At 59.4% G+C, this 24087-nt stretch carries 21 protein-coding genes; 3 read left to right on the forward strand and 18 right to left on the reverse strand.

What is annotated here, in order from left to right:
- Window positions 1-17: 17 nt before the first annotated feature.
- The 4 genes from ispG to ndk are packed head-to-tail and all read right to left on the reverse strand — an operon-like array spanning window position 18 to window position 3431.
- The gene (gene ispG / locus CR159_RS14105) at window positions 18-1322 is read right to left on the reverse strand and encodes a flavodoxin-dependent (E)-4-hydroxy-3-methylbut-2-enyl-diphosphate synthase (RefSeq protein ID WP_102074604.1); all 1305 of its coding nucleotides are present in this window, start codon (window positions 1320-1322) and stop codon (window positions 18-20) included.
- A complete protein-coding gene (locus tag CR159_RS14110; protein WP_102074605.1) occupies window positions 1319-1813 on the reverse strand; it encodes a helix-turn-helix domain-containing protein in 495 nt (164 codons plus the stop codon). Before CR159_RS14110 ends, ispG begins: the two co-directional genes overlap by 4 nt.
- Window positions 1810-2967 carry a dual-specificity RNA methyltransferase RlmN gene (gene rlmN, locus CR159_RS14115; protein ID WP_102074606.1) on the reverse strand — a complete coding sequence of 386 codons (1158 nt, stop codon included), beginning with the start codon at window positions 2965-2967 and terminating at the stop codon, window positions 1810-1812. Before rlmN ends, CR159_RS14110 begins: the two co-directional genes overlap by 4 nt.
- A gap of 38 nt (window positions 2968-3005) precedes the next feature.
- Entirely contained in the window at window positions 3006-3431 is a 426-nt protein-coding gene (gene ndk / locus CR159_RS14120; protein ID WP_102074607.1) for a nucleoside-diphosphate kinase, read from the reverse strand.
- Between the two features lie 332 nt (window positions 3432-3763).
- Here ndk and CR159_RS14125 point away from each other — a divergent pair, with 332 nt between their 5' ends.
- Window positions 3764-6625, forward strand: a complete 2862-nt coding sequence (locus tag CR159_RS14125; protein WP_102074608.1) for a valine--tRNA ligase — start codon at window positions 3764-3766, stop codon at window positions 6623-6625.
- On the opposite strand, the gene trmD is transcribed toward CR159_RS14125, so the two are convergent.
- The 10 genes from trmD to puuE form a co-directional block, all read right to left on the reverse strand.
- The gene (gene trmD / locus CR159_RS14130; RefSeq protein WP_102074609.1) at window positions 6607-7389 is read right to left on the reverse strand and encodes a tRNA (guanosine(37)-N1)-methyltransferase TrmD; all 783 of its coding nucleotides are present in this window, start codon (window positions 7387-7389) and stop codon (window positions 6607-6609) included. The two genes, CR159_RS14125 and trmD, sit on opposite strands and share 19 nt — an antisense overlap.
- A gap of 47 nt (window positions 7390-7436) precedes the next feature.
- On the reverse strand, window positions 7437-8057 hold the full coding sequence (rimM, locus tag CR159_RS14135) for a ribosome maturation factor RimM (protein WP_102074610.1): 621 nt from the start codon (window positions 8055-8057) through the stop codon (window positions 7437-7439).
- Window positions 8058-8081: 24 nt separating this feature from the next.
- Window positions 8082-8336, reverse strand: coding sequence for a 30S ribosomal protein S16 (rpsP, locus tag CR159_RS14140; protein WP_102074611.1), 255 nt, complete (start codon window positions 8334-8336; stop codon window positions 8082-8084).
- 123 nt (window positions 8337-8459) lie between these two features.
- Complete coding sequence (locus tag CR159_RS14145; protein ID WP_102074612.1) at window positions 8460-8708, reverse strand: sulfurtransferase TusA family protein; 249 nt, start codon at window positions 8706-8708, stop codon at window positions 8460-8462.
- 4 nt (window positions 8709-8712) lie between these two features.
- Window positions 8713-11340, reverse strand: a complete 2628-nt coding sequence (alaS, locus tag CR159_RS14150) for an alanine--tRNA ligase (RefSeq protein ID WP_102074613.1) — start codon at window positions 11338-11340, stop codon at window positions 8713-8715.
- Window positions 11341-11400: 60 nt separating this feature from the next.
- Complete coding sequence (gene xdhC, locus CR159_RS14155; RefSeq protein ID WP_158238548.1) at window positions 11401-12378, reverse strand: xanthine dehydrogenase accessory protein XdhC; 978 nt, start codon at window positions 12376-12378, stop codon at window positions 11401-11403.
- Window positions 12371-14776 (reverse strand): xanthine dehydrogenase molybdopterin binding subunit, encoded by a 2406-nt coding sequence (gene xdhB / locus CR159_RS14160; protein ID WP_102074615.1) that lies wholly within the window; start codon window positions 14774-14776, stop codon window positions 12371-12373. The genes xdhC and xdhB overlap by 8 nt, the downstream gene beginning before the upstream one ends.
- A gap of 10 nt (window positions 14777-14786) precedes the next feature.
- Window positions 14787-16232 carry a xanthine dehydrogenase small subunit gene (xdhA, locus tag CR159_RS14165; RefSeq protein WP_102074703.1) on the reverse strand — a complete coding sequence of 482 codons (1446 nt, stop codon included), beginning with the start codon at window positions 16230-16232 and terminating at the stop codon, window positions 14787-14789.
- Between the two features lie 79 nt (window positions 16233-16311).
- Window positions 16312-16839 carry a 2-oxo-4-hydroxy-4-carboxy-5-ureidoimidazoline decarboxylase gene (uraD, locus tag CR159_RS14170; RefSeq protein WP_439650541.1) on the reverse strand — a complete coding sequence of 176 codons (528 nt, stop codon included), beginning with the start codon at window positions 16837-16839 and terminating at the stop codon, window positions 16312-16314.
- Window positions 16830-17768: an allantoinase PuuE gene (gene puuE, locus CR159_RS14175; RefSeq protein WP_102074704.1), complete on the reverse strand. Its 939-nt coding sequence runs from the start codon at window positions 17766-17768 to the stop codon at window positions 16830-16832. Before puuE ends, uraD begins: the two co-directional genes overlap by 10 nt.
- A gap of 134 nt (window positions 17769-17902) precedes the next feature.
- Here puuE and uraH point away from each other — a divergent pair, with 134 nt between their 5' ends.
- Both uraH and CR159_RS14185 read left to right on the forward strand, forming a co-directional pair.
- Window positions 17903-18256, forward strand: coding sequence for a hydroxyisourate hydrolase (gene uraH / locus CR159_RS14180; RefSeq protein ID WP_102074617.1), 354 nt, complete (start codon window positions 17903-17905; stop codon window positions 18254-18256).
- A gap of 13 nt (window positions 18257-18269) precedes the next feature.
- Window positions 18270-19487: a urate hydroxylase PuuD gene (locus CR159_RS14185; protein WP_102074618.1), complete on the forward strand. Its 1218-nt coding sequence runs from the start codon at window positions 18270-18272 to the stop codon at window positions 19485-19487.
- A gap of 15 nt (window positions 19488-19502) precedes the next feature.
- On the opposite strand, the gene CR159_RS14190 is transcribed toward CR159_RS14185, so the two are convergent.
- Genes CR159_RS14190 through CR159_RS14205 form a run of 4 tightly spaced genes read right to left on the reverse strand, consistent with a single transcriptional unit; the run spans window position 19503 to window position 24085 of the window.
- Window positions 19503-20501, reverse strand: a complete 999-nt coding sequence (locus tag CR159_RS14190) for a hypothetical protein (RefSeq protein WP_102074619.1) — start codon at window positions 20499-20501, stop codon at window positions 19503-19505.
- A 33-nt stretch (window positions 20502-20534) separates the two neighbouring features.
- Complete coding sequence (locus tag CR159_RS14195; protein WP_102074620.1) at window positions 20535-21104, reverse strand: pilus assembly FimT family protein; 570 nt, start codon at window positions 21102-21104, stop codon at window positions 20535-20537.
- A 27-nt stretch (window positions 21105-21131) separates the two neighbouring features.
- The gene (locus CR159_RS14200) at window positions 21132-22253 is read right to left on the reverse strand and encodes a type II secretion system F family protein (protein WP_102074621.1); all 1122 of its coding nucleotides are present in this window, start codon (window positions 22251-22253) and stop codon (window positions 21132-21134) included.
- On the reverse strand, window positions 22250-24085 hold the full coding sequence (locus tag CR159_RS14205; protein ID WP_233208326.1) for a GspE/PulE family protein: 1836 nt from the start codon (window positions 24083-24085) through the stop codon (window positions 22250-22252). Before CR159_RS14205 ends, CR159_RS14200 begins: the two co-directional genes overlap by 4 nt.
- Window positions 24086-24087 lie beyond the last annotated feature (2 nt).

Raw genomic sequence — 24087 nt, forward strand, 5'->3', positions numbered from 1 at the left:
TTCTTGTTTTCCGCGGGTCAGACCCGCCCCTTGTAGTTGTTCGGGTGGCCGGCGCCATATCGACGTTCGACGTACTGCTCGACAATGGATTGAAATTCCTGGGCGATACCATCACCCTTTAACGTTACTGTGCGCTGACCATCCACGAAGACCGGCGCAGACGGGATCTCGCCTGTGCCCGGCAAGCTGATGCCGATATCGGCATGGCGGCTTTCACCAGGGCCGTTCACGACGCAACCCATGACGGCCACGTTCATGGTCTCGACGCCGGGATAGCGGCTCTTCCAGACCGGCATCTGTTCACGCAAATAGGTCTGTATGCTGTCGGCGAGCTCCTGAAACACCGTGCTGCTGGTGCGCCCACAACCCGGGCATGCTACCACCATGGGCGTAAAGGCACGCAAACCCATCGTTTGCAGGATTTCCTGCGCGACGACGACTTCGCGACGCCGGTCGCCGCCCGGTTCCGGTGTAAGCGAGATACGTATCGTATCGCCTATGCCCTGCTGCAGCAGCACCGACAATGCCGCCGTAGAAGCCACGATGCCTTTGCTGCCCATGCCGGCTTCGGTCAATCCCAGGTGCAGCGGATAGTCGCAGCGCTCTGATAGGTCGCGGTATACGGTGATCAGGTCTTGCACATGGCTGACCTTGCACGAAAGTACGATGGCATTCGGGTTCAGGCCGAGTTCCTCGGCGCGCTGGGCATTGGTGATCGCCGACACCACCAGCGCATCGCGCATTACCGCCTGCGCATCCCTGGGTTGGGGATGTGCACTGTTTTCATCCATCATGCGGGCAAGGAGCTCGTGGTCAAGGCTGCCCCAATTGACGCCTATGCGCACCGGCTTATCGTAGCGGCAGGCAATTTCTATCATCTGGGCGAAATTGTCATCGCGCTTCTTTCCGCCTCCCATATTGCCGGGGTTGATGCGGTATTTCGACAAGGCCTGCGCGCATTCCGGAAATTGGGTCAGCAGCTTATGGCCGTTGTAGTGGAAATCGCCCACCAATGGAACCGAGATGTTCATGCGATCGAGCTGTTCCCGGATCGCGGCCACCTCGCGCGCCGCTTCCGGCGTGTTCACGGTAATGCGGACCAGTTCGGACCCCGCCATGGCCAATTCCTTGACCTGGATGGCGGTCGCAACGGCATCGGTGGTATCGGTATTGGTCATGGACTGCACCACAACGGGCGCCCCGCCTCCGATCCGCACTGATTTGCCGCCCCAGCCCACCACGGCTGCCCGCGTGGGCCGTCGTGGCGAGGCGCCGACAGGTGAAGAAGGGATGCCGGAAGTGCTGCCTGGAAGATCGTTCATTTTTTCAGGGATTTAAGCCAGTCGAATATGAGCCAGGAATCTGGAATCCAGCCGCGCTCGATCGCGTAGAAACCGGCGACAAACAGCAGGACCAGGATAATAAGGAGCCAGCCCCAGGGCCTGTGCACGGGCTCGCCATGTATGGGCAAGTCGGCGGGCCCAAGCGAACCGGCATGGGACACGGGAACGGTTTTGGCTGCGGTTGCACCGACCTGATTGTCGAGCATCGTCAGCAATGCCTCGACATCGGCCTCGAGGTAGCGTGCGTAATTCTTGACGAAGCCTCGTAGTGAAACGCCACTAGGAAGGCGGTCCCATTGCTCGGTTTCCAGCGCATCGAGTTGACGGTTGGTGAACTTGAGCCTGGCCGAGACTTCACCAGGCGATAAGCCACGGGCTTCACGCAGACTGCGCAGCGTGGGTCCTATTCCCGTAGGTACGGGAGGGGCCACGACTTCGAGCCGGGCTTCTTTCAGCAATGGTTGATTCATCCACGCTCCTGTTTGATGGCAATGACTGCCCGGTCGGGCAAGCGCTCGTTGATGCGCGTGCGGTCTTTGACGTCGCCTGCAAGTTGCCCACAGGCTGCGGCGATATCGTCGCCGCGCGTCTTGCGCACGGTGGTGACCAGGCCCGCGTCCATCAGGCGCTGGGCAAACAAGCGTATGCGCGCTGTGGGCGAGCGCTTGAGCCCGGACTGCGGAAATGGATTAAAGGGTATCAAATTGAATTTGCAACGCACCTGCTTTGCAATCTCGATCAGTTCCCGCGCATGCTGGTCGGTGTCGTTGACGCCGTCCAGCATGATGTATTCGAAAGTGATGAAGTCACGCGGCGCGTGTTCCAGGTAGCGATTGCACGCCGCCAAAAGTTCGGCTAGGGGATGCTTGCGGTTAAGGGGTACAAGCTTGTCGCGCAATGCATCGTTGGGCGCATGCAGCGATACCGCCAAGGCAACCGGGCAGTCGCGGCCCAGCCTGTCCATCATCGGCACCACTCCGGAAGTCGACACCGTGACGCGGCGGCGGGATAGTCCATAGGCGTTGTCGTCGATCATGAGCCGCAAGGCGCCCAGCACCTGATCGTAGTTGAGCAAGGGCTCGCCCATTCCCATCATGACCACGTTGCTGATCACGCGGGCCGGCTCGGGCGCAACCGCAGCCTGTTCGCCTACGCGAGCGTTGGACAGGTCGGCTTGCACGGCGCGTTTTGCATACCAGAGTTGGCCGATGATCTCGGCCGTGGTCAGGTTGCGATTGAAGCCTTGATAGCCGGTTGAACAGAATGGGCATGCGACGGTGCAGCCCGCCTGGCTCGATATGCACAGGGTGCCGCGATCGTCTTCAGGAATGAAGACCGTCTCGATGGCATTGTTCTTGCCGACGTCGAAAAGCCACTTGCGGGTGCCATCGGCAGAGCGGTGTTCGGTTGATACGTCTGGCGCATGAATCGAACAATGCTCTGTGAGCTGCTGGCGAAATTCACGCGCCAGGTCCGTCATGTCGTCGAAAGAATCCACGCCGCGCTGATGTACCCAGCGTTGCAACTGCTTGGCTCGAAACGGCTTTCCGCCCCACCGGCCGACCAGGTCGGTCAGGGCCGCGGTATCGAGGCCCAGAAGATTGATGGGTTCAGTAGATGACATAAACGTGGCGCAGTGAATAAAGGTGCAATCCTGGTGGATTAACGGCTGTGGACGGTGCTTTCTGCAAAGAAGAAAGCGATTTCGTTGGCGGCGGTTTCAGCGGCGTCGGAACCGTGAACGGCATTGGCGTCGATGCTGTCGGCGAAATCGGCGCGGATTGTGCCGGCGTCGGCCTTTTTAGGATCGGTCGCGCCCATCAGGTCGCGGTTCTTTTGAATGGCGTTTTCGCCTTCCAATACCTGTACGAATACGGGGCCCGACACCATGAAATCGACCAAGTCTTTGTAGAACGGACGCTCTTTGTGTACGGCATAAAAGCGTTCTGCATCTTCACGCGACAGTTGCTGCAGACGGGCTGCAATAACTTTCAGGTTGGCCTGTTCGAAGCGGGCCACGATTTGACCAATGACGTTCTTGGCAACTGCATCAGGCTTGATAATGGAAAGGGTGCGTTCAATAGCCATATAAAATCCAAAGAATAAATGGGGATTCTTACGCTGCCGTTACCCGCGACGCCTTGCAAATGGGCGTGGCACGGTGGAAAGACAACGAAAATCCGGGTTGCATAACGGTTTTCTTAATAAAAACAATAACTTTGACAAAGTTTTTGTTAACCGGGCATTTTAACATGCCTAATCACAGGCGCCATATCATAAAATAGCGCTACCTGGCGGCCACTCCAACATCCGGCTTTGCCGCCGCACACGTGCCCGGGCCTCGGCCCACACAGCTTTCCGGTTTCATATATAGTCAGACTTTCGCCGCTCTGCGGCTGTCTGCAATTACTTTTTACACCATGACCAACGAACTCGCACCGACCGACCCCGCCCAACTCTCCAAAAGCTTCGAACCGCAAGAACTAGAAACGCGCTGGTACGCAGAATGGGAACGTCGGGGCTACTTCAGCGGAGGCCAGCATGTGGAGCCTTCCGGTCAGCATGGCAGCCAGCCCTTCGTGGTTCAGTTTCCCCCTCCCAATGTGACGGGCACGCTGCACATGGGCCACGCTTTCAACCAGACGATCATGGACGGGCTGGTCCGCTATCACCGCATGCGGGGCGACGACACGGTATTCATTCCCGGAACCGACCATGCGGGTATCGCTACCCAGATCGTCGTCGAGCGCCAGCTTGATGCCCAGAATATTTCGCGGCACGACCTGGGCCGCGAGGCGTTCGTGGATAAAGTATGGGAATGGAAACAGAAGTCGGGCAATGCCATTACCGAGCAGTTCCGGCGCCTGGGTTCCTCCTGCGACTGGAAGCGCGAATACTTCACCATGGACGACAACCTGTCTCGAGGGGTGGTCGAAACCTTTGTGCGCTTGCATGAGCAAGGCCTGATCTATCGCGGCAAGCGACTGGTCAACTGGGACCCGGTACTGGGCACCGCAGTGTCCGATCTTGAAGTCGTCAGCGTGGAAGAAGACGGCTTCATGTGGGAAATCCGCTACCCGCTGACAACGCCGGTTGGCGATATTGAACACCTGGTCGTGGCCACCACGCGGCCTGAAACCATGCTGGGCGACGTCGCGCTCATGGTGCATCCCGAAGACGAGCGCTACGCCCACCTTATCGGCGCAATGGTCACGCTGCCGCTAGTCGGTCGCCAAATACCTGTCATCGCCGACGACTATGTCGATCGCGAGTTCGGCACCGGCGTGGTGAAAGTCACGCCCGCACACGATTTCAATGACTACGCCGTCGGCCAGCGCCACGGGCTGGACATGATCAGCGTGCTTACGCTGGACGCGAAAGTAGCGGACACCGCCCCGGCCGCCTACCAGGGCATGGACCGTTTCGACGCGCGCAAGATGATCGTCCAGGACCTCAAGGACCAAGATCTGCTGCAGCAGGTAAGGCCGCACAAGCTGATGGTGCCGCGCGGCGATCGCACCAATACCGTCATCGAACCCATGCTGACCGACCAGTGGTTCGTCGCCATGAGCAAACCGGCACCGGCCGACACCTTGAATCCGGGAAAAAGCATTACCGATGTAGCGCTGGAAGTGGTTGCGGACGGCCGCATCCAGTTCTACCCGGAGAACTGGACCACGACTTACAACCAGTGGCTGGAAAAAATACAAGACTGGTGCATATCGCGCCAGCTGTGGTGGGGCCACCAGATTCCAGCATGGTATGCCGAAGACGGCCAGATTTTTGTCGCCCGCAACGAAGCTGAGGCGCGCCAGAAAGCAGACGCAGCAGGCGTCAGCGGCCCCCTCACGCGCGATGCCGACGTGCTCGACACCTGGTTCTCTTCCGCACTGGTGCCCTTTACCGATCTCGGTTGGCCCGAACAAACGCCCGACCTTGCACGTTACCTGCCCTCGAGCGTCCTGGTAACCGGCTTCGACATCATCTTCTTCTGGGTTGCCCGCATGGTGATGATGAGCATGCACATGACGGGCAAAGTCCCCTTCCAGACCGTTTACGTGCACGGCCTCGTGTGCGACATGGAAGGCAAGAAAATGAGCAAGTCCAAAGGCAATACGATTGATCCGGTCGACCTTATCGACGGTATCGGGCTGGACGCCCTGCTCGAAAAGCGCAGCACCGGACTGATGAATCCCAAGCAGGCTGCCAGCATCAGGAAGAAGACTGCCAAGGACTACCCCAACGGCTTCCCCGCCTACGGCACCGACGCCCTGCGCTTCACCATGGCGGCCTATGCCACGCTGGGGCGCAACATCAATTTCGACCTGAAGCGCTGCGAGGGCTATCGCAATTTCTGCAACAAGCTCTGGAATGCCACGCGCTTTGTGTTGATGAACACCGAAGGCCACAACCTGGGCGCTCAACCTGGCGGCACACAGCCGCCCGGCGAGCTCTCGTTTGCGGATCGCTGGATAATCAGCCAGTTGCAGCGGCTGGAAACGGAAATTGAACGCGGTTTCACGGATTACCGATTCGACAATATTGCCAATGCCCTCTACCACTTCGTCTGGGATGAGTATTGCGACTGGTATGTCGAACTGGCCAAAGTCCAGATCCAGCACGGTACTCCGGAGCAGCAACTGGGCACCCGCCGTACGCTCATCCGGGTATTGGAAACCGTATTACGGCTGGCACATCCCATTATTCCGTACATCACGGAAGAGCTCTGGCAGAAAGTAGCCGTGGTCGCCGGCAAGCGCGCTCCCGATGACGACGCCAGTGTGTGCGTACAACCCTATCCGCGTGCCAATAACACTTTGCTCGACGATCAAGCCGAGGCACAGGTAGCGGTGCTCAAAGCCCAGGTCGAGGCAGTTCGCGCCTTGCGCGGCGAGATGAACCTGTCCCCGGCATTACGCGTTCCGCTGGTCGCCCAGGGCGACCGCGACGTTCTCCAGGCCAACAGCCCCTATCTGGCCGCGCTGGCCAAACTGGAAACGGTGGAAATCGTCGATCAACTGCCTGATGTGGGCGCACCGGTCCAGGTGGTGGGCACGACGCAGTTGATGCTGCATGTTGAAATCGATGTCGACGCAGAACGACTGCGACTAGGCAAAGAGATCGACCGCCTTCAGAATGAGATCACCAAGGCCAACGGCAAGCTGTCCAACGCCAGTTTCGTGGAGCGCGCTCCCGCGGCTGTGGTCGAGCAGGAAAAGCTGCGTGTCGCCCAGTTCGGTGAGACTCTGCAGAAGGTGCAGGATCAGCTGGCCAAGCTCTGAAGAAACTTCTCGTCGGCCCTGGACAGCAGCCCCGCCTCGCGGGCGGCGGCTATCAAGTCCGGGCGCCGCGCGGCGGTAATGGTCAGCGACTGCTGACGGCGCCACACGGCAATATTCGCATGGTGCCCGGATAACAACTCGGCAGGCACCGATTCGTCCCGGTAAACCTCGGGCCTGGTGTAATGCGGGCTGTCCAGCAGACCGGTCAATGCGGTGTTGAAGGAGTCCTGAAGCGCAGAATGCGCGTCGTTCAGTGCCCCCGGAAGCAGGCGGACCGCACTGTCAATAATGGCCAGCGCTGCAATTTCACCTCCGGACAGCACAAAATCACCCATGGAAACTTCGTGGGTGACATTGCGATTGATGAAACGCTGGTCTATGCCTTCGTAGCGCCCGCAAATCAGGATGGCGCCGGGGCCACTGGCCAGGTCCTGGGCCATGGCCTGATCAAAACGCCTGCCCGTGGGACTCATGAGAATGACCGGACTGTCGTCTGGCGACGAAACGCCAGTGCCCGCCTCGCGGCTTGCCCGGCTTTCCCGGGCGGCAGCGACGGCCTGCTCCAGCGGCTCGGCCATCATGACCATGCCGGGACCACCGCCATAAGGCCGATCGTCGACCGTGCGGTGGATATCATGGGTGAAATCGCGCGGATTCCATAGTGCCAGCGACCATAGGCTTTGCTTGTGGGCACGCCCGGTCACGCCGAGATCGCGCACCACCGAGAACATATCGGGAAAAAGAGAAACAACGTCAAATCGCATAGCGCCCGCCTTTCTGCTGTAACGCAAACCTTACCGCAGAAAACCGGTCAGAACTCGACCGGCCAATTGCTATCGAGTCGTTTGTTCGCGATATCTACCGTGTGGACATGGGCACTGACAAAAGGCACCAGTACCTCAATGGCACGGCCTTTTTCGTTTTCCATCAGCACCAGCTCGCCATTGGCATCCAGCGTAGCGCGGGCCACACGCAAAAGCGCATGGGCACCGTTGTCCACGACATCGATGACCTTGCCGATAAGCGCCGGCTGGCCATCGAGTTCTCCGAACAACTGGCAGCCGATCAGGTCGACCCAGTAGTATTCGTCGTCGTCAGCAGACGGGAAATCGCTGCGGGGCGCCCATACCGTATGCCCTTTCATGGCTTCGGCTTGATCCCGGTCGGCGACGATGCTTAGTTCAGCGACGACCGTAGCCCCTTGAGGGCGACACGCAATGACGTCCGCGGCAAAGGCACACGGCAAAGCGCCCGTGCTTCCAACCGGAACGGGCGCTTTCAACCACCAGGTTTTTGCCGCAAGCAAAACCTGAGCATTCGCGGAATGCGGCTGGATCTTGACCCAGCCCCGCACTCCGTAGGCCGATACAACACGGCCGAGCTCTACCAGATCCGCAGGAGCTCTGACGTGCGTGGAATCAGCCTTGGCCACTATGAATGCTGCGAAGCACTGCTATCAGGCAGCAGCTTTGGCCGAGAAATCTTTAACCAGACGTGCCACTGCAGGCGACAATTGTGCGCCGTTGTCGGTCCAGTACTGAACGCGATCCAGGGCAAGACGCAGGTTTTCCTGGCCTTCGTTGGCTACAGGGTTGTAGAAGCCCACACGCTCAATGAAGCGGCCATCGCGACGATTACGCGAGTCGGCTGCTACAACGTTGTAAAACGGACGCTTCTTCGAGCCGCCACGGGCTAGACGAATCACAACCATTGGTAATCCTTAAAAATATACTGTGAAAAACAAAAGATTCTAGCACTTTTCGGGCCGCTTCCGCAAACCCAATTAGCATAGAGACGCATGAGACAACTAAAAAACGACAGGAAGAACAACTATTTAGCGCCGCCGCAAGAAGTGGACGGCCGACGCTTCAGTCTCGAACTGGCCCTCAAGCGCATTGCCGGTTTGCTTGGCAAAGGCCTGAAAGTCTCGCACGGCATGCGTATCGGTGGTTATCACCTTGAGCAATTGCCCGCTTTGCAATTGAGCCAATGCTTTCTTGGCGCGCAGGATAGGCAGCGGGCATTTCAAGCCCGAGGCATCCACTTCCAGATCGGCATCCAGCCCGCCAAAGGTATCGCTCATTGCCTTAAACCAGTCCCAGGCGTTCGCGCACCCATGCATCGGCACCGGCGATGGCATCATTGAGCGCGGCGACATCGGTGCCTCCGCCCATGGCCATGTCAGGACGTCCGCCGCCCTTGCCCCCCACCTGCGCCGCCACGAGGCCGACGAGGTCGCCGGCCTTGACCTTGCCGGTAAGATCGGCCGTAACACCGGCGACAAGGCTGATCTTGCCGTCGGCCACGGTGGCCAGCAGCACCACCGCCGACTTCAGGCGGTCTTTAAGCTGATCGACCATGCCGCGCAGCGCTTTGGCTTCAACGCCCGATAGGCCGGCCACCAATAGCTTTGATTCACCGTTGAGATCGACCGCCTGGTTGGCGAGATCGTTACCGGCGGCGGAGGCCTGCTTGCTGCGCAGCTGGTCGAGATCCCGTTCGAGACCCTTGACCTGGCCCTGCAAAAGAGTGATGCGGTCCACGAGCTCGGCAGGCTGGGTCTTCAGCAGACCGGCTGAGCGCAACAAGGTATCGTTGACCTGCTGCACCCACTTGACCGCATTGTCGCCGGTGATGGCTTCCACACGGCGCACGCCGGCGGCGACACCGCCCTCGGACACTATCTTGAACAGGCCGATATCACCGGTACGGGTGACGTGGGTTCCCCCGCACAGCTCGCGCGAGGATCCGATATCCAGAACACGGACGACATCGCCGTATTTTTCACCGAACAGCGCCATGGCCCCGCCCTGCACCGCCTCGTCATAGGGCAGCAACTGTGCGTTGGTGGCGTGGTTCTCGAGAACCTCTGCATTGACCAGTTGCTCGACTTCAACGATTTGAGCGGGTGTCAGCGGCGCGTCGTGCGCAAAATCGAACCGCGTCTTGTCGGCGTCGACCAGCGAGCCGCGTTGTTGGACGTGTGCGCCCAGTACCTGCCGCAAAGCCTTGTGCATCAAATGCGTGGCCGAATGGTTGCGCACCGTGCGTGCCCGCCGCAGCGTATCGACTTGCGCATCGACAGTATCGCCCAAAGCAAGCGACCCTTCGAGTAAGTGTCCGTGATGGCCGAAGACGCCATTCTGAATTTTTTGAGTGTCGGCGACCTCGAATCGCGAGCCGTTGCCCAGCAGCAGCCCCGCATCGCCCGCCTGGCCGCCGGATTCCGCGTAGAACGGCGTGGCGTCAAGCACCACAATGGCGTCCTGGCCGGCTGCCAGGGAATCGACCGAGGTACCGTCGACGTACAGCGCGGTGACCTTGCCCTGGCTGGCCAGGTTTTCGTATCCTTCGAAACGGGTTTCAGCCCCGCTATAAGACAGTCCTTCGACCGCCTTGAACTTGCCCGCCGCCCGCGCCTGTGTGCGCTGGCGATTCATGGCGAGCTCGAAACCTTCGTGGTCGACATTGACGTTTCGTTCGCGGCAGATATCGGCGGTCAGGTCTACCGGGAAGCCGTAGGTATCGTAGAGCGTGAACAGCGTCTGGCCATCGAGCATGCCATTTTCGGCAATGTTCGCCAGCGCGGCATCAAGAATCTTCATGCCGTTTTCCAGCGTTTCGCTGAACCGCTCTTCTTCTTGCTTGATCACTTGCTCGACACGTGATTGCTGGGCCGCGAGTTCGGGATACGCAGCGCCCATTTCGGCGACCAGGTCGCCCACCATGCGGTAGAAGAACGTGCCGGACTGACCCAGCTTGTGACCATGACGCAAGGCGCGGCGCACGATACGGCGCAGGACGTAGCCGCGGCCTTCGTTGCTGGGGATCACGCCGTCGACGATCAGGAAACTGCAGGCACGAATGTGGTCGGCAATGACTTTGAGCGAATTGTTGTTGAGGTCGCTTGCCCCTGTCTCGCGGGCCGCCGCCTTGATGAGGGACTGGAACAGGTCGATCTCGTAATTCGAATGCACATGCTGCAACACGGCCGCAATGCGCTCGAGACCCATGCCTGTGTCGACACAGGGCTTGGGCAATTTCGGCATATTGCCCGCGGCATCGCGCTCGAACTGCATGAACACGAGGTTCCAGATTTCGATGTAGCGGTCGCCGTCTTCCTCGGGCGACCCCGGTGGCCCGCCCCAAATTTCGGGGCCATGATCATAGAAAATTTCGGAGCAAGGGCCACAAGGGCCGGTGTCGGCCATCTGCCAGAAGTTGTCCGACGCATAGCGGGCGCCCTTGTTGTCGCCGATGCGAATGATGCGCTCGGTCGGAACACCAATTTCCTTTGCCCAGATATCGTAAGCCTCGTCGTCTTCGTGATAGACCGTAACCCATAGCTTTTCGGCAGGCAGCTTGTAAACGGAAGTGAGCAATTCCCATGCATGCTGGATCGCTTCGCGCTTGAAGTAGTCGCCGAAGCTGAAGTTGCCCAGCATCTCGAAGAAGGTGTGATGCCTGGCCGTATAACCGACGTTTTCCAGGTCGTTGTGCTTGCCGCCCGCACGCACGCAGCGCTGCGAAGACGTGGCCCGGCTATAGGGGCGCGTGTCTTTCCCGGTGAATACGTCCTTGAATTGCACCATGCCCGCATTGGTGAACAATAAAGTCGGGTCATTGCCCGGTACCAGCGACGACGACGGCACCACCTGGTGTCCCTTCGACTCGAAGAAAGACAGGAACTTCTGGCGTATTTCGGAGGTTTTCATTGCAGAAAAACACTAATTAATAAATAACCCTTGATTATAGGGGCTGTTTCGCCAAAAGCGCTAAGCCGGAATGAAGGCGAGCAATTGCGCAACCGTTGACACGGCAATCGCCGCCGGAAGTTTGCTGGACGTGTCGGCGAGGCCGATCGGACACTGGATGCGCTGGACCAGCGCTTCGGGAAAGCGCCGGCACAGTCGTGATTCGAAGCGCGCCCTTTTGCTGCGGGACCCGATCAATCCCAAAAACCGAAAAGACCGATGTTGTAAAACTGCTTCAATTATCTGCAGGTCCAGCGCATGGCTATGGGTAAGCACCAGCCAGCATGCGCCATCGGGCATATCGCGGACGTCATCGGCATCACCCTGCAGGACGCGCACATTGGCGGGCACGTCTGCAGGCCAGCAGTCGGGCCGAGGGTCCAGCCAGACGACCCGTACCGGCAGATCTCCCAGCAACCGGACGATAGCCAGGCCGACATGGCCGGCACCGCAAACCACCACATCCAGTGACGGAACGGTCCAGATATCGGCCCACTGGCCGCTGCCTGGATTCCAGTCGCCTGTCATGTCGGCGCCGTGGGACAGGAGATCGAGATGAGGCGCGCTATCGCCTGCCATGGATAGCGATCGCCGAACGCCATGTCCGCCTTCCAGGCCCGCCAGCAAAGTCCGGCACCACGCGACGTCGTCATGCGTCAGGCACTCGAAGCCCAGCCAGACCACACCGCCACAGCATTGACCCAATGATGGCCCAAGCGGAAAGCGCAGCACTTCCCTGCTGCGTTTGCCGTTTTTCAACATTTCCTTCGCATGCGCAATAGCCTTCCACTCCAGGTGACCGCCGCCTATGGTGTCGGCGATGCCGCCGGGGTGCACCCACATGCGCGCCCCTGGATTGCGAGGCGTGGAACCCTGGGCACGCAATACCGTGATCAGGACCTGCGGTTCCTTGCGGACCAGCCCTTGCAGCAGCTCGGCCAACCACCCGGTTGCCGTCGGAGCTGCCTGTTCCGGCAAAACATGGTCCCGTTTACTCATACGAAGACACGGGACCCGCAACGACTTCGCCGGTTTCATGCACGGACGCGCCCGCCTGCGTGGCGGACTCCTCCGCCGACCGCGCATCCGCTGCGGAAGAACCGGAAACCGACGCAAGTGCTTCGAGAATACGTTCCGGGGTCGCGGGCGCGTTCAGGGTGGGGATCACGCCGGGGCCAGCCGTGGCGCGTATGGCATCGCGTATCGCCAGCAACACCGAAATAGCCGCGGGCAACGGTGGCTCGCCCACCGCCTTGGAGCGATGGAGGTTGTCTTCGGCGTTGCCATTATCGAAGAACTGGACGTTCAGTATGGGCGGACAGTCGGAGATCGACGGAATCTTGTAGGTGGATGGGGCGTGTGTCATCAGTCTTCCGGCATCGTCCCACCAAAGTTCTTCGGTGGTCAGCCAACCTGCTCCTTGTATAAAACCGCCTTCTATCTGGCCGCGGTCAACAGCCGGATTCAGCGATCGGCCAGCGTCATACAGGATATCGGCGCGCAGCAGGCGGCTTTCCCCTGTCAGGGTGTCGATCATCACTTCGGAACACGCGGCGCAATAGACGAAGTAATAAAAAGGCCTTCCCGTAAGCGTCTTGAAATCGTAATGGATCTTGGGAGTTCGGTAGAAACCGGATGACCACAACGGCACACGCGCGTTATAGGCCTGTTGCACGAACTCGGCAAAGTCCAGCATAGCCTTGTCACCGCAAAACACACGGTCTGATCGAAAATTGACCTCAGATGGCGCGACGCCGTAGTGGTCGGCAGCATAAGCAACCAGAGCGTTCTTGACCTTTTGCGCTGCATCCTGGGCGGCCTTGCCATTCAAATCCGTGCCCGACGAGGCCGCGGTGGCAGACGTGTTCGACACCTTGGAGGTGTCGGCGGCCGATACGCGCACGCGTGCAATGTCGAGCCCCAGTTCCTCGGCCACCACTTGCGCAACCTTGGTGTTCAAGCCCTGCCCCATCTCCGTGCCGCCATGATTGATCAGCACTGAACCGTCGGTATAGATATGCAGCAACGCGCCCGCCTGGTTCAGGTGCGTGGCGGTAAACGAGATACCGAACTTCACCGGCACAAGAGCCAGTCCCTTCTTGACGATCCGGCTGCCCCGGTTGAACTGCTCGATGCCCGCACGCCGCAACCGATAATCGGACGAAGCCTCCAGCTGATCAACAAGCTCATGAATGACGTTGTCTTCAACCGTCATGGCATAAGGCGTCACATTGCGCTCGGCACGACCGTAGAAGTTGAGCTTTCGCACGTCCAGGGGATCTTTCCCCAAGCGTATTGCAATGTCGTCAATGACGTATTCGATTGCCAGGATGCCCTGCGGGCCGCCAAAGCCGCGAAATGCGGTATTGGACTGCGTGTTGGTCTTCAGCCTCAGCGAAAGGATATCGAAGGTATCCAGATAATAGGTATTATCGGTGTGGAAGATCTGGCGATCCGCCACAGGCCCTGAAAGGTCGGCGGAATATCCGCAGCGCAATTGGTGCTCGAACACAATGCCCAAAATCTGCCCATCGTCGGTATAGGCAACGTCGTATAGGCTGCGAAAGTCGTGTCGCTTGCCGGTCATGAGGAAATCGTCATCGCGATCGAGGCGCAGCTTGACCGGCTTGCCGGTGCGCCTGGCAAGCAGCGCCGCCACGGTGGCACAAGGCCATGACTGGCTCTCCTTGCCGCCAAACCCGCCGCCCATCCGGCGACATTCGACGTTGACCGTATGCGCGGGCTGCTGCAATACGTGCGCCACCATGAACTGCATTTCGGAAGGGTGCTGGGTCGAGCAATGCACATGCATCTCGTGGTTCTCGCCCGGCACCGCGTACGCGATCTGGCCTTCCAGATAAAACTGTTCCTGGCCGCCGCAACGGACCTCTCCCTGATGGCGTTGCGGGGCCTGTGCCAGGACGGCATGAATGTCGCCGCGCCGAATGCGCACTGGTGGCAGGACGTAGTGTTCGCGGGCCGCGGCTTCTTGCACCGTAAGAGTACGGTCAAGGTCGTCGTAGTCGACGCTGGCGAGCTTTACGGCACGGCGCGCCAGATCTCTCGAGATGGCGGCCACGGCAAACAAAGGCTGCCCCAGATATTCGGTAACGCCGTCGGCAAAGACAGGCTCGTCGTTCAGGAACGGACCCAGGTATTTTTGACCGGGAACATCGGCCAGCGTAATGACGGCGACCACGCCTGGCGCCTTGCGCACGGCGTCCAGATTCATGAGGGAAATGCGTGCATGCGCCCTTTCGGATAATCCGAATGCGGCATGCAGCGTACCGTGTGTCTCGGGAATATCGTCAGTGTAGAGTGCGGTCCCACTTACGTGCAGCGGCGCGCTTTCGTGTGCAATGGAGCGGCCCACGGTTTGATGAGAACGGTCATGCATGGCGGACTCCTTAAACGCGTGTTCGAACCCCACCCGTGCTTTCAAGATAGAACCTGTACAGCAGGTTTTGTGCCGCTTTCAAGCGATAGGCACTGCTTGCCCGCATATCGGTCATGGGCTGGTAATCCTGCGGCATCGCCACCATGCCCAGCCTTACGGGCGCCTCTTGCCAATGCCGCCCCAGGAGTGCTTGCTCGGTATGCAGCGCCCGCCGGGCGGTGGCAGCCATGCCACCATGGGCAATACGAAGCGATGCTACCTTTCCGTTTTCGAGCTTGAGCGCATAGGCGCTGCATACAGCGGAAATATCTTGATCGAAACGCTTGGACAATTTATAGGTCGCAACCTGCATGCCCGGAATACGCAAAGGCACCAGCAAGGCTTCGATGAATTCGCCCGGTGCCCTGTCTTGCTTGCGGTAGTCCAGATACAGGTCTTCAAGAGCCAGGATACGACTATGGCCGCCCTTGCGCAACACCACGTGCGCACCGATCGCGATCAGGAAGGGTGCGGAGTCTCCGATAGGCGAACCGTTAGCTACATTGCCGACCAGCGTACCCGCATTGCGGATAGGCATGGAGGCAAATCGCTTCCACAGTTCAGTGGCCTCGGGATACTCGGCCGCGATGGCTTCGTAGCCATCGTTCAGCAGGACTGCGGCTCCGATTTTCAATTGGCCTGCCACCCGCTGGATATGCGTGAGTTCGGCGACATTGCCCAGATATATGATGCTATCGAGCTTCTTCAATTGCTTGGTGACCCAAAGCCCCGCGTCAGTGCCGCCTGCGAGCAGGATCGCGTGGGGATTGTCTTGCAGCAAGCCCGCGAGCTCAAAGGTCGTGGTAGGGGCAATATAGTGTTGCCCCGGCGTTTCCAGTTCGAGTGTGTCGCGGCATTGCGCCGACAGGGTCTCAAGCTGGCGTCGCACCAGGTCGTGGTCAGCACCTGCGATGGGATAGCTTCCCATATTCTGTGCCGCGTCGATGATGGGCCGGTATCCCGTGCACCGGCACAGATTTCCGGACAAATGCTCCAGGACCTGCTCGCGCGTGGGCGCCCGCAGGCCTTTCTGGTACATGGTGTACATGGACATGACAAAGCCGGGAGTGCAGAACCCACATTGCGAGCCGTGGTGATCGATCATGGCCTGCTGCACCGGGTGCAACAGGCCGTTCGCGCCTGAAAGCGCCTCGACGGTCCAGATGGCCTTGCCATCCAGGGTAGGCAAAAAACGTATGCAGGCATTGACGGCGCTGTACGCCACTTGACCGTTGCCGGCAAGACTGGCTTCGGTGACCGTGCAGGCGCCGCAATCGCCTTCCGCGCAGCCTTCCTTGGTACCGGTAAGCCTTAAATGCTCGCGCAGGTATTCGAGCACGGTCTGGGTAACCGATGCCGGACTTACCTGGTGTAGATGCCCGTTCAGATAAAACCGCAGGGTGTCGCGTTTACCCATATCGATTGCCCGTACAAGATCCTTGAATACCATACGTTCGACTTAATGGACTGCCATCGCAATCGGGTCTTGTACCTATTCAACCCGCTTTCACGATGTCATCGAGCCGGAATCTTGCGATCCTGTAGATTTGCTTCAGGCTTTCGTCGAATTCCCGGCAAGGCTCCAGCGCCAAGCGCCGTTCAAGCTGACGAATGACGTCGGCCCGATCATGGCCGCGCACCGCGAGGATGAAAGGAAAGCCGAATTTATGCTTGTAGGCCTCATTCAAGCGAGCCAGTGATGCAAACTCTGTGGGGGAACATTGATCAAGCCCGGCGCCGGCCTGCTCACGTGCCGATTCATCAGTCAGCGCGCCACGCACCGCGGCGTTCCCGGCCAGATCCGGATGGGCCTGTATAAGGGCAAGCTTCACCTGGAAATCGGCCGCCTCGACGGCGGACACCATGGCCGCATGCAAGGCATCGACGTCTTCAAAAGGCCGCTGGCCGGCTGCGGCTTGCGCGACCCATGGCGAATGCTCGAAGATGCCGGCCAATAGAGACACGAAGTCGTCCGCCGGCAGGCTATTCAAATTGGCGAGAATAAGCGGGGCACTCATGCGCATTCCGGTTTTGCGATGTAAGGATGCATAGCTTTCCAGTGACGCGCGATTTCAGCGCGGGTTGGAATCCACACCTGATCATGGCTCTGTACATAATCCAGGAAGCGCTGCAGGGCTGCGAACCGTCCCGGCCGCCCGACAAGCCGGCAGTGCAGACCCACTGACAGCATTTTGGGCGTCGTGGCGCCTTCCGCATACAAGACATCGAAAGAGTCTTTAAGGTAAGTAAAGAACTGCTCGCCCGTATTAAAGCCCTGCGTCGTGGCGAACCTCATGTCGTTGGTATCCAGCGTATAGGGAACGACCAGTTGCTGCACGACCTGGCCGTCGCTACGCCGCACCGGCATCCAGAAAGGCAGGTCGTCGCCGTAATAATCGGAATCATAAAGAAAGCCACCCTCGTCAACAATGATGCGCCGGGTGTTGGGGCTGTCGCGCCCGGTGTACCACCCTTCCGGATGCCTGCCTGTCAGGCGCGACACCACCTCGACGCATCGCCGGCAATGCTCCCGTTCCAGCGCTTCGGGCAGGGATTGATAATGTATCCAGCGATATCCGTGGCACGCAATTTCATGCCCCAGTTCAACGAACGCCTGGGCCACTTCAGGATTGCGTTCGAGTGCCATGCCGACGGCAAAAACCGTCAATGACAGGCCGCGACGCTCGAATTCGCGCAGGATGCGCCATACACCCGCACGAGAGCCGTATTCATAAATGGATTCCATGGAAAGATGGCGCCCGGGATAGCTGGCGGCGCCAATGATCTCGGACAGGAACTGCTCGGATCCGGCATCACCGTGCAAGACATTGTTTTCGCCGCCCTCCTCGTAATTCAGTACGAACTGGACAGCGATGCGCGCCTGTCCGGGCCAGTTGGCCTGCGGTGGATGGCGGCCGTAGCCGACCATATTGCGGGGGTAGTCAGCATCCATGAGCGCTCCGGCCATTCGAACGTATAAACATCGGATATCATTTTTTCCTGTTGACCTTGACAATTATTGAGGCGGCCCAGAGAATCGTCAACACATAGTTGATGCGCAGCTGCCGCAATAACGGAGACACGCCGATGGGCAAACTTACCACGCACGTCCTGGACACCCTGCACGGCCTGCCTGCGCAGAACGTCCAAATAAGTTTTTTTTCGGTGCAAGGCGACCGCCGCAAACTACTCAAGCAACTTTTCACCAATGGCGATGGCCGCTGCGACGAACCGTTGCTGCAGGACGGTGCTCTTCAGGTTGGCGTCTACGAACTGGTCTTTCATGCCGGCGACTATTTTGCCGGCATGGGCATCGATGTTCCACAACCGCGCTTCGTCGACAAAGTGGCTATCCGGTTCGGCGTCGCCAAGCCTGACGAGAACTACCATGTCCCGTTGGTCGTCACGCCCTGGGCTTGGTCCACGTACCGGGGCAGTTAACACGGAAGCTCCCATGCACGCCTATCTGCTGGAATTCGGCAACCTGCTTCTTAGATGGCTGCATGTCATTGCCGCAATCGCATGGATCGGCGAGTCCATCTACTTCGTCATGCTCGATAACAGCCTCAGGCCGCCCCAGCGTTCGGCCGCAAAACAGCGAGGCGTATTCGGCGAAATGTGGGCCGTGCACGGCGGCGGTTTCTATCACAATCAAAAGTACCTGACCAATCCTGCCGAGCTGCCCGACGATCTGCACTGGTCCTATTGGAAAGCGTATTCCACGTGGCTGTCCGGTTTTGCCCTGTTCGCCATCCTGTATCTCAGGAAGCCGGACGTTTACTTGACGAATCCCTCCAGCCCGTGGGCCTGGGCGGCGGCGCTTGAGCCCTGGCAGGCTGCCGCGGCCGCGGTGATTTTCCTTCTGGCAGGCTGGGTGATTTACGACCAGCTATGCCGGCGTATAAGCCCCACCATGGAGCGCGACGGCCTGTTAAGCGCGGCGGTAGGCGTCATGATGGTATTCGTCGCTTACCTGAGCGTCCAGATGTTCCAGGGACGCGCCGCCTTCCTGTTGACGGGCGCCGTCATGGCAACCTGCATGTCGGCCAATGTGCTTTTCTGGATTATCCCGGGGCAGCGGCGCATGGTCGCGGCATTGAAAGCCAACGTCCCACCCGACCCGCTGGACGGCATGCGCGGCAAGCAGCGGTCCGTGCACAATACCTACTTCACGCTGCCCGTCGTATTCCTGATGCTCAGCAATCACTATTCTTTTACTTTTACCAGTCCCCATGCCTGGATAATTCTCAGTCTATTCATTTTCGCAGGTGCCGCGATACGTCAGTATTTCGTTCTGCGTCACCTTGGAAAGAACCAGCTCGCTTATCCCGCCGTGGGCGTTGCGCTGTTGCTGGTCATTGCGTGGCTGGGCGCACCGGCCCGAACGATGGCGCCCACCGCGTCGCTAGCATCGCCGTCCGGTACCGCCGGAATGCAACAGGTGCAAGCCATCATCGAAGCCCGATGCGTGCAGTGCCATGCGGCAAAACCCACACAGCCCGGATTCGTGTCCGCTCCGTTGGGCGTGGTGCTTGAGACGACGGACCAGATCGCCCTGCATGGCGCCAAGATCAAGGAAACCGTAGCAAGCAACTATATGCCGCTGGGTAATTTGACCGGAATGACAAACGCGGAACGCGCCACCATCACGAACTGGAGCATTCCTCACTAATAACGGATGCCATGCTTAATCGACACACAGGTAACCCAGGGTGCGCCCCTCGGGAAACGCCTGCGGTCCGCTATCGGAGATCAGCACAGGACTTGACCCTAAGGGACAGGCACATATGCCCGTGACGGGGTTGGCGGTCGAGCCTCCGGCGCGTGTCAGGCAACCATACAGCAGGTTTTCCGAATAGCCACCGCCTCCTGTGCGGCTGGACGAGCGCCACACGTTTTCCCGACAGACCAGCAAGCCGCCGTTGATTTCACGCGTTATGGCTGTGTTGTCTGTGCAAGGGCTGTTCAACTCTTCCTCCGCGCCCAGATGCATATACTGCGCCACATGAAGATCGCTCAGTGCATTGACATTGCCTTCGATGGTGGCCGTACCGCGAAATTGCGGGTCGCGGGAATCGCGTACACGCAGGAAGTCCAAGTGATCCAGTTGCTCGGCGGTAATGGCCAGCGCCACGGTGCCGGGCGGCGAGGCCATGCCGGGCCCGACCGGATTCGGCATTTCGAACGCCGCTCCACGAAACAGATGAGGCTGGGACGCAGAAACTGACCCGCCCCATCCTTGTGCAGCCATCAGCCACTGCGCGACCATTTGCTCATCCACCTGCTTGTTCGCGGATACTTGAAACGGCGAGGTGCTGTACACGATGGCCTCGAGGCGGCACGAAAGACCGGGACAAGCGCCGTGCCGCATCAATCGAACCGCTGCGCTTCCCGTCACCGCGACGGTTTCGGGAAAGCCAGACGTCAACAAGCCGTCCGCCTTGAGCTCGCTTAGCAATGGGGCCGCCCAGTCGGCATATCCCTGGCCATTGAGCGCTCCAGCGTGGTCGGCCTGGATCAACGAATCCGCGTAGCGTTGAATGTAGCCATGCACCGATTTTTTAACCGACATCATCCAGACCGCGCTAGCCTGCGCCTGGGCATCATTGATTTTATTGACTAGCGTATTGCCGGCCCAGACGGCAATCAAGGTCGTCATGATTGCCGCAACTACGATCTCCAGCATGGCAAATCCTTGTTGCGTCCGCATGTCGACCCCCTACCCGGCGGTAAACACAAAAGTATTAACGTCGCCCCTGGCGCATTTGGACTCGACGGTCAACGCGCTGTAATGTATGTTCTGGCTGGCATCCTTGACCACGACAGCGGCGCCGCTATCGGGAGCAATCGTTATGGAGTCGGACACCCGCTGCATCACTGAGGCGATGGACGGGCATGCGGCATTATTGACTTTCGATAAAGTGATCTCGAAGCTGTCGGCCGATTCATCGACATCTATGCCGACTTCACCATCGGTTCCCAGCCCGTGCAGCACTTTCGTGCCAGCGCCGGTGCCGGAGACCGTAAAGACACTGGAATCGCGCACCAAGTTCGCAAAGTTTGAGATCTCAATGCCCTCGTAAGGGCTGGACGTTCCGGTTGGGGCGTTGATCTTTGTTTGCAGGATGAACCGCGCCAGTTCCTCGCCCACCTTCGGGACTTTGTTTTCTATAATGTATCCGCCTATGGCGGGCACTCCAATAATGGCCAGCAGCAACACGATGGCCGAAACGATCGAGACTTCGATAAGCGAGAACCCTTGCTGGGCACGGATAGTGACAACAGACATAACAGCTCCTTGAAGTTGCGCCGGCCCTTATTGGCTGGCGTAGAAAAGCATCAGTGATCGACGTAGTTCGTCAATGACGGCGTAATGCCATAAACCCAGGCCCAGCAGGCAGGCCAGGCTGGACAGCATCAGCCCCCAGCGCAAGGCCATCGCCTGTTTGGCGACAGTGCCGAGGACCTGGGTACGAAGACGCTCGCCGCCCAGGACCAGGCCCGCCTGCAGCCCACGAGCCGTTACCATGTCAGCCAGGAACCAAAACTGTGCCCTATCGAGAAGGCCCGTATCGAAGGTATCTGCGCCCGCCATGCCTGCATCGATACGGGCCAGCATGGCGTTGATATGGCTGGCCTGCCATTTGGATGCGCCCGTACCCTGCATGATGAGAGCGGTGCGCAGCTGTGTCGATTCGCTTCCATCGCGACCGAGCACGATAGCGAGCAAAGTCAGAAAGCGCAGTGCCGCAACGTAGCGGTATACGCGCCACAGGGCGAACCTTTCCAGGCTGCGGCGCAACGGCCCACATGTATTGGGCAATGACCACAGTACGAGCAGGCTGCCACCCACGGTGAGGACTGCGATGAACGGCCAGTTGGCCTGAACGAGTTCTGAAAACCGAAGCAGGGACCGGGTAAGACCGCCATGGTATTCGGCCGGCACGGTGGAAAAAGTGCGCATCAGGCTCGGCACCGTAAACCAGGGTACCGCCAGCACCATGCAAAATGCCAGAAGCAGCGCCATCGCACCCGACCATAAGGTTGCCGTCAGGATTGCTTTGGCGCGGGAGGTCAGCTGCAGCACGCGCGCCAGTTCCGCCAGTGTCCTGACCAGTGCGGCATTTCCGAATGATTGCGCCATCCTTATCAGGCCCAGCTCGTCTTGCGGAAAGCAGCCCAGCCATGTGGCGTACAGATCGCCGCCAGCCCCCTGATAGGTTTGACTCCACCGTCTCGATAACCTGCCCCGCACCGATTTCGCGCCATAACGCCTCGCATCCCGCTCGAAGATTTCCCTGAGCGTGCGACGTCCTTGCATGCCTTGCAGCAAAGCAGCAAGGTAATCGTAGTAATCGGCTCGAACACCGGCAAACCGGAAGCAATCGAGAGCGTGTTGGATTGCTGTCAGCCAATGATCACGGGAACGGTCACTCATGGCACCACCTTCAGCCGCGGGCTGGAAGGCCGTGGACCAGTACGGGGACCCGTACTCGAACGGGAATCCGAATGAAGATTGCGCAGGCGACGCTGCGTTTCAAACGCATGAAAGCGCAGCTCAATATCGCGCGGGTCTATCAAGCCATGGCTGGCCTTCGCAATGGCACATTCCATGGACGAGCGCGTGCCGGCCGAGTCGTCGACTGAACGGGAGTTCCTGGCAGGCGTGCGCTCGAGTTCCGAATAGGAGTTGGCGCCGCGGCGTATGCCTTGCAAAAATGCGGGCCACAGTGCCGGCTCGATCATTTCCGCGACGACGGTACGGCCCGTGTACCCATTCAGCTCCGTAACATGCCGCTTGATGCAGGAAGCACAGCCTTGGGGATTGCGTATGCGAAAGGATGCTATCGGCAAGTTATACAGATCCTCGATGAGGCAGAGCCAGTCGCGCCATTGTCCGGCACTACGACATGGGGCTTCGTGGTCCGCCACGCCATCGACCAGCGCCTGGGCCGGAAGAGAACAATGCGGACACAGCACCGGCAGAAGAGCCTGGCAGACAAGCAGCTTGAGCATCCCGGGCGCAGCCAGGAAATCGCGCGAGACACCAATGAAGTCGGAAGCCAGCCGCTCCGGCACTTGCGTTACGCATGGCGCATGCACGGTGGTGTAGACGTTGACGCCTGAACCGGCGAGATCCATGAATGCCCTACCGGTCTCCTGATCGCGTATCTCGCCCAACAGCACATCGCTCATGGCCGATCGCTTCAGCGCCCTGAGCTTGGACGCATAGTCTTGATGGGCGGCCGTGTCGAGGTTTCTGGCCACCGTGTTCTGTATGGCATCGGGAATAAGGTATTCCACGGGGTCTTCGATAGTAATCACCTTGCGGTGCGAAGGAAGACCCGCTATCAGGGAAGCCAGGGTGGTGGATTTTCCCGAGCCCACCGTACCGGCAAATACAATTGCGCCACCCTCAGACACCATTACCCGTTCGATCTGCGCGATCTGGTCGGGCAGGTAGCCGAGTTGTTCCAGCGTAGGCAGCTGCGCACACCCTTCCCGTTTCAGCAGACGCAGGCACACACTGGGCCCGCGTTCGGAGGACAGCGACGCCCACCGAAGCATGATGTCGCGGCCTTCCACCTGGCGAATGATGCTTCCCTGCTGCTCTATCGTTGGGTCGAACACGGCGCCATTGCCGCCGACAATATCCATCCATGCCACGGACAGCATATCCACCAGCAGACTGGTGGGCATGCGGCGAAAGCGCTCCGGAGACACATAGCGTCCTGAAATGGTGTACTTGACTTCAGACTCCGGCTCGCGCAGGCGCACATTCACGTGCAGGTCACTGGCGCCGTTGCGCACGCCCCATTCGACGAGGTCGTGGAAGGCGTCTGCCAGGGCCGTCTTGGATTGTGCCAGGTGGACGCGGGGCTGACTGGCAAGCGATTGCGCCGTTATCTGCTTGCGCGCAATGGCCAGCAGCAAGGGCGCCGCCAAAACATAACGCGACGGGCTGGCAAGCGCCTGGCCCGACTTGATGATCAAATGGGCAAGTTCGTCGGCCTGATCGCTGCCTACATGTTCGCCGAGCGCGAAGATGGCAACGGTCTGGTCGGTCAATAGAACCGGGCATAGACGTGCAGCGAGTGCGTCGACATTGAACTGGCCGCTCAGCGAGCGAACAAAGCCGGGGCTCATATCGGCCAGTTCATTAGGACTGGACACGACGACCGCTTGGGCGGCATCGAACCGCTCAGGCATCACCTGAAAGGCGGCGGGCGCGGCTGCCGGGTGGCGCCGCCACAAAGAGAATACAGCCATCC

This window comes from Pollutimonas subterranea (assembly GCF_002849655.1).
Lineage (GTDB): Bacteria > Pseudomonadota > Gammaproteobacteria > Burkholderiales > Burkholderiaceae_B > Pollutimonas > Pollutimonas subterranea.

What these genes read in the sequence shown, in the direction of transcription:
- ispG (WP_102074604.1), bottom strand. Translation starts at nt 1,322, where the DNA reads ATGAACGATCTTCCAGGCAGCACTTCCGGCATCCCTTCTTCACCTGTC.
- CR159_RS14110 (WP_102074605.1), bottom strand. Translation starts at nt 1,813, where the DNA reads ATGAATCAACCATTGCTGAAAGAAGCCCGGCTCGAAGTCGTGGCCCCT.
- rlmN (WP_102074606.1), bottom strand. Translation starts at nt 2,967, where the DNA reads ATGTCATCTACTGAACCCATCAATCTTCTGGGCCTCGATACCGCGGCC.
- ndk (WP_102074607.1), bottom strand. Translation starts at nt 3,431, where the DNA reads ATGGCTATTGAACGCACCCTTTCCATTATCAAGCCTGATGCAGTTGCC.
- CR159_RS14125 (WP_102074608.1), top strand. Translation starts at nt 3,764, where the DNA reads ATGACCAACGAACTCGCACCGACCGACCCCGCCCAACTCTCCAAAAGC.
- trmD (WP_102074609.1), bottom strand. Translation starts at nt 7,389, where the DNA reads ATGCGATTTGACGTTGTTTCTCTTTTTCCCGATATGTTCTCGGTGGTG.
- rpsP (WP_102074611.1), bottom strand. Translation starts at nt 8,336, where the DNA reads ATGGTTGTGATTCGTCTAGCCCGTGGCGGCTCGAAGAAGCGTCCGTTT.
- CR159_RS14145 (WP_102074612.1), bottom strand. Translation starts at nt 8,708, where the DNA reads ATGAGCGATACCTTTGGCGGGCTGGATGCCGATCTGGAAGTGGATGCC.
- alaS (WP_102074613.1), bottom strand. Translation starts at nt 11,340, where the DNA reads ATGAAAACCTCCGAAATACGCCAGAAGTTCCTGTCTTTCTTCGAGTCG.
- xdhC (WP_158238548.1), bottom strand. Translation starts at nt 12,378, where the DNA reads ATGAGTAAACGGGACCATGTTTTGCCGGAACAGGCAGCTCCGACGGCA.
- xdhB (WP_102074615.1), bottom strand. Translation starts at nt 14,776, where the DNA reads ATGCATGACCGTTCTCATCAAACCGTGGGCCGCTCCATTGCACACGAA.
- xdhA (WP_102074703.1), bottom strand. Translation starts at nt 16,232, where the DNA reads ATGGGTAAACGCGACACCCTGCGGTTTTATCTGAACGGGCATCTACAC.
- uraD (WP_439650541.1), bottom strand. Translation starts at nt 16,839, where the DNA reads ATGCGCATGAGTGCCCCGCTTATTCTCGCCAATTTGAATAGCCTGCCG.
- puuE (WP_102074704.1), bottom strand. Translation starts at nt 17,768, where the DNA reads ATGGATGCTGACTACCCCCGCAATATGGTCGGCTACGGCCGCCATCCA.
- uraH (WP_102074617.1), top strand. Translation starts at nt 17,903, where the DNA reads ATGGGCAAACTTACCACGCACGTCCTGGACACCCTGCACGGCCTGCCT.
- CR159_RS14185 (WP_102074618.1), top strand. Translation starts at nt 18,270, where the DNA reads ATGCACGCCTATCTGCTGGAATTCGGCAACCTGCTTCTTAGATGGCTG.
- CR159_RS14190 (WP_102074619.1), bottom strand. Translation starts at nt 20,501, where the DNA reads ATGCTGGAGATCGTAGTTGCGGCAATCATGACGACCTTGATTGCCGTC.
- CR159_RS14195 (WP_102074620.1), bottom strand. Translation starts at nt 21,104, where the DNA reads ATGTCTGTTGTCACTATCCGTGCCCAGCAAGGGTTCTCGCTTATCGAA.
- CR159_RS14200 (WP_102074621.1), bottom strand. Translation starts at nt 22,253, where the DNA reads ATGAGTGACCGTTCCCGTGATCATTGGCTGACAGCAATCCAACACGCT.
- CR159_RS14205 (WP_233208326.1), bottom strand. Translation starts at nt 24,085, where the DNA reads ATGGCTGTATTCTCTTTGTGGCGGCGCCACCCGGCAGCCGCGCCCGCC.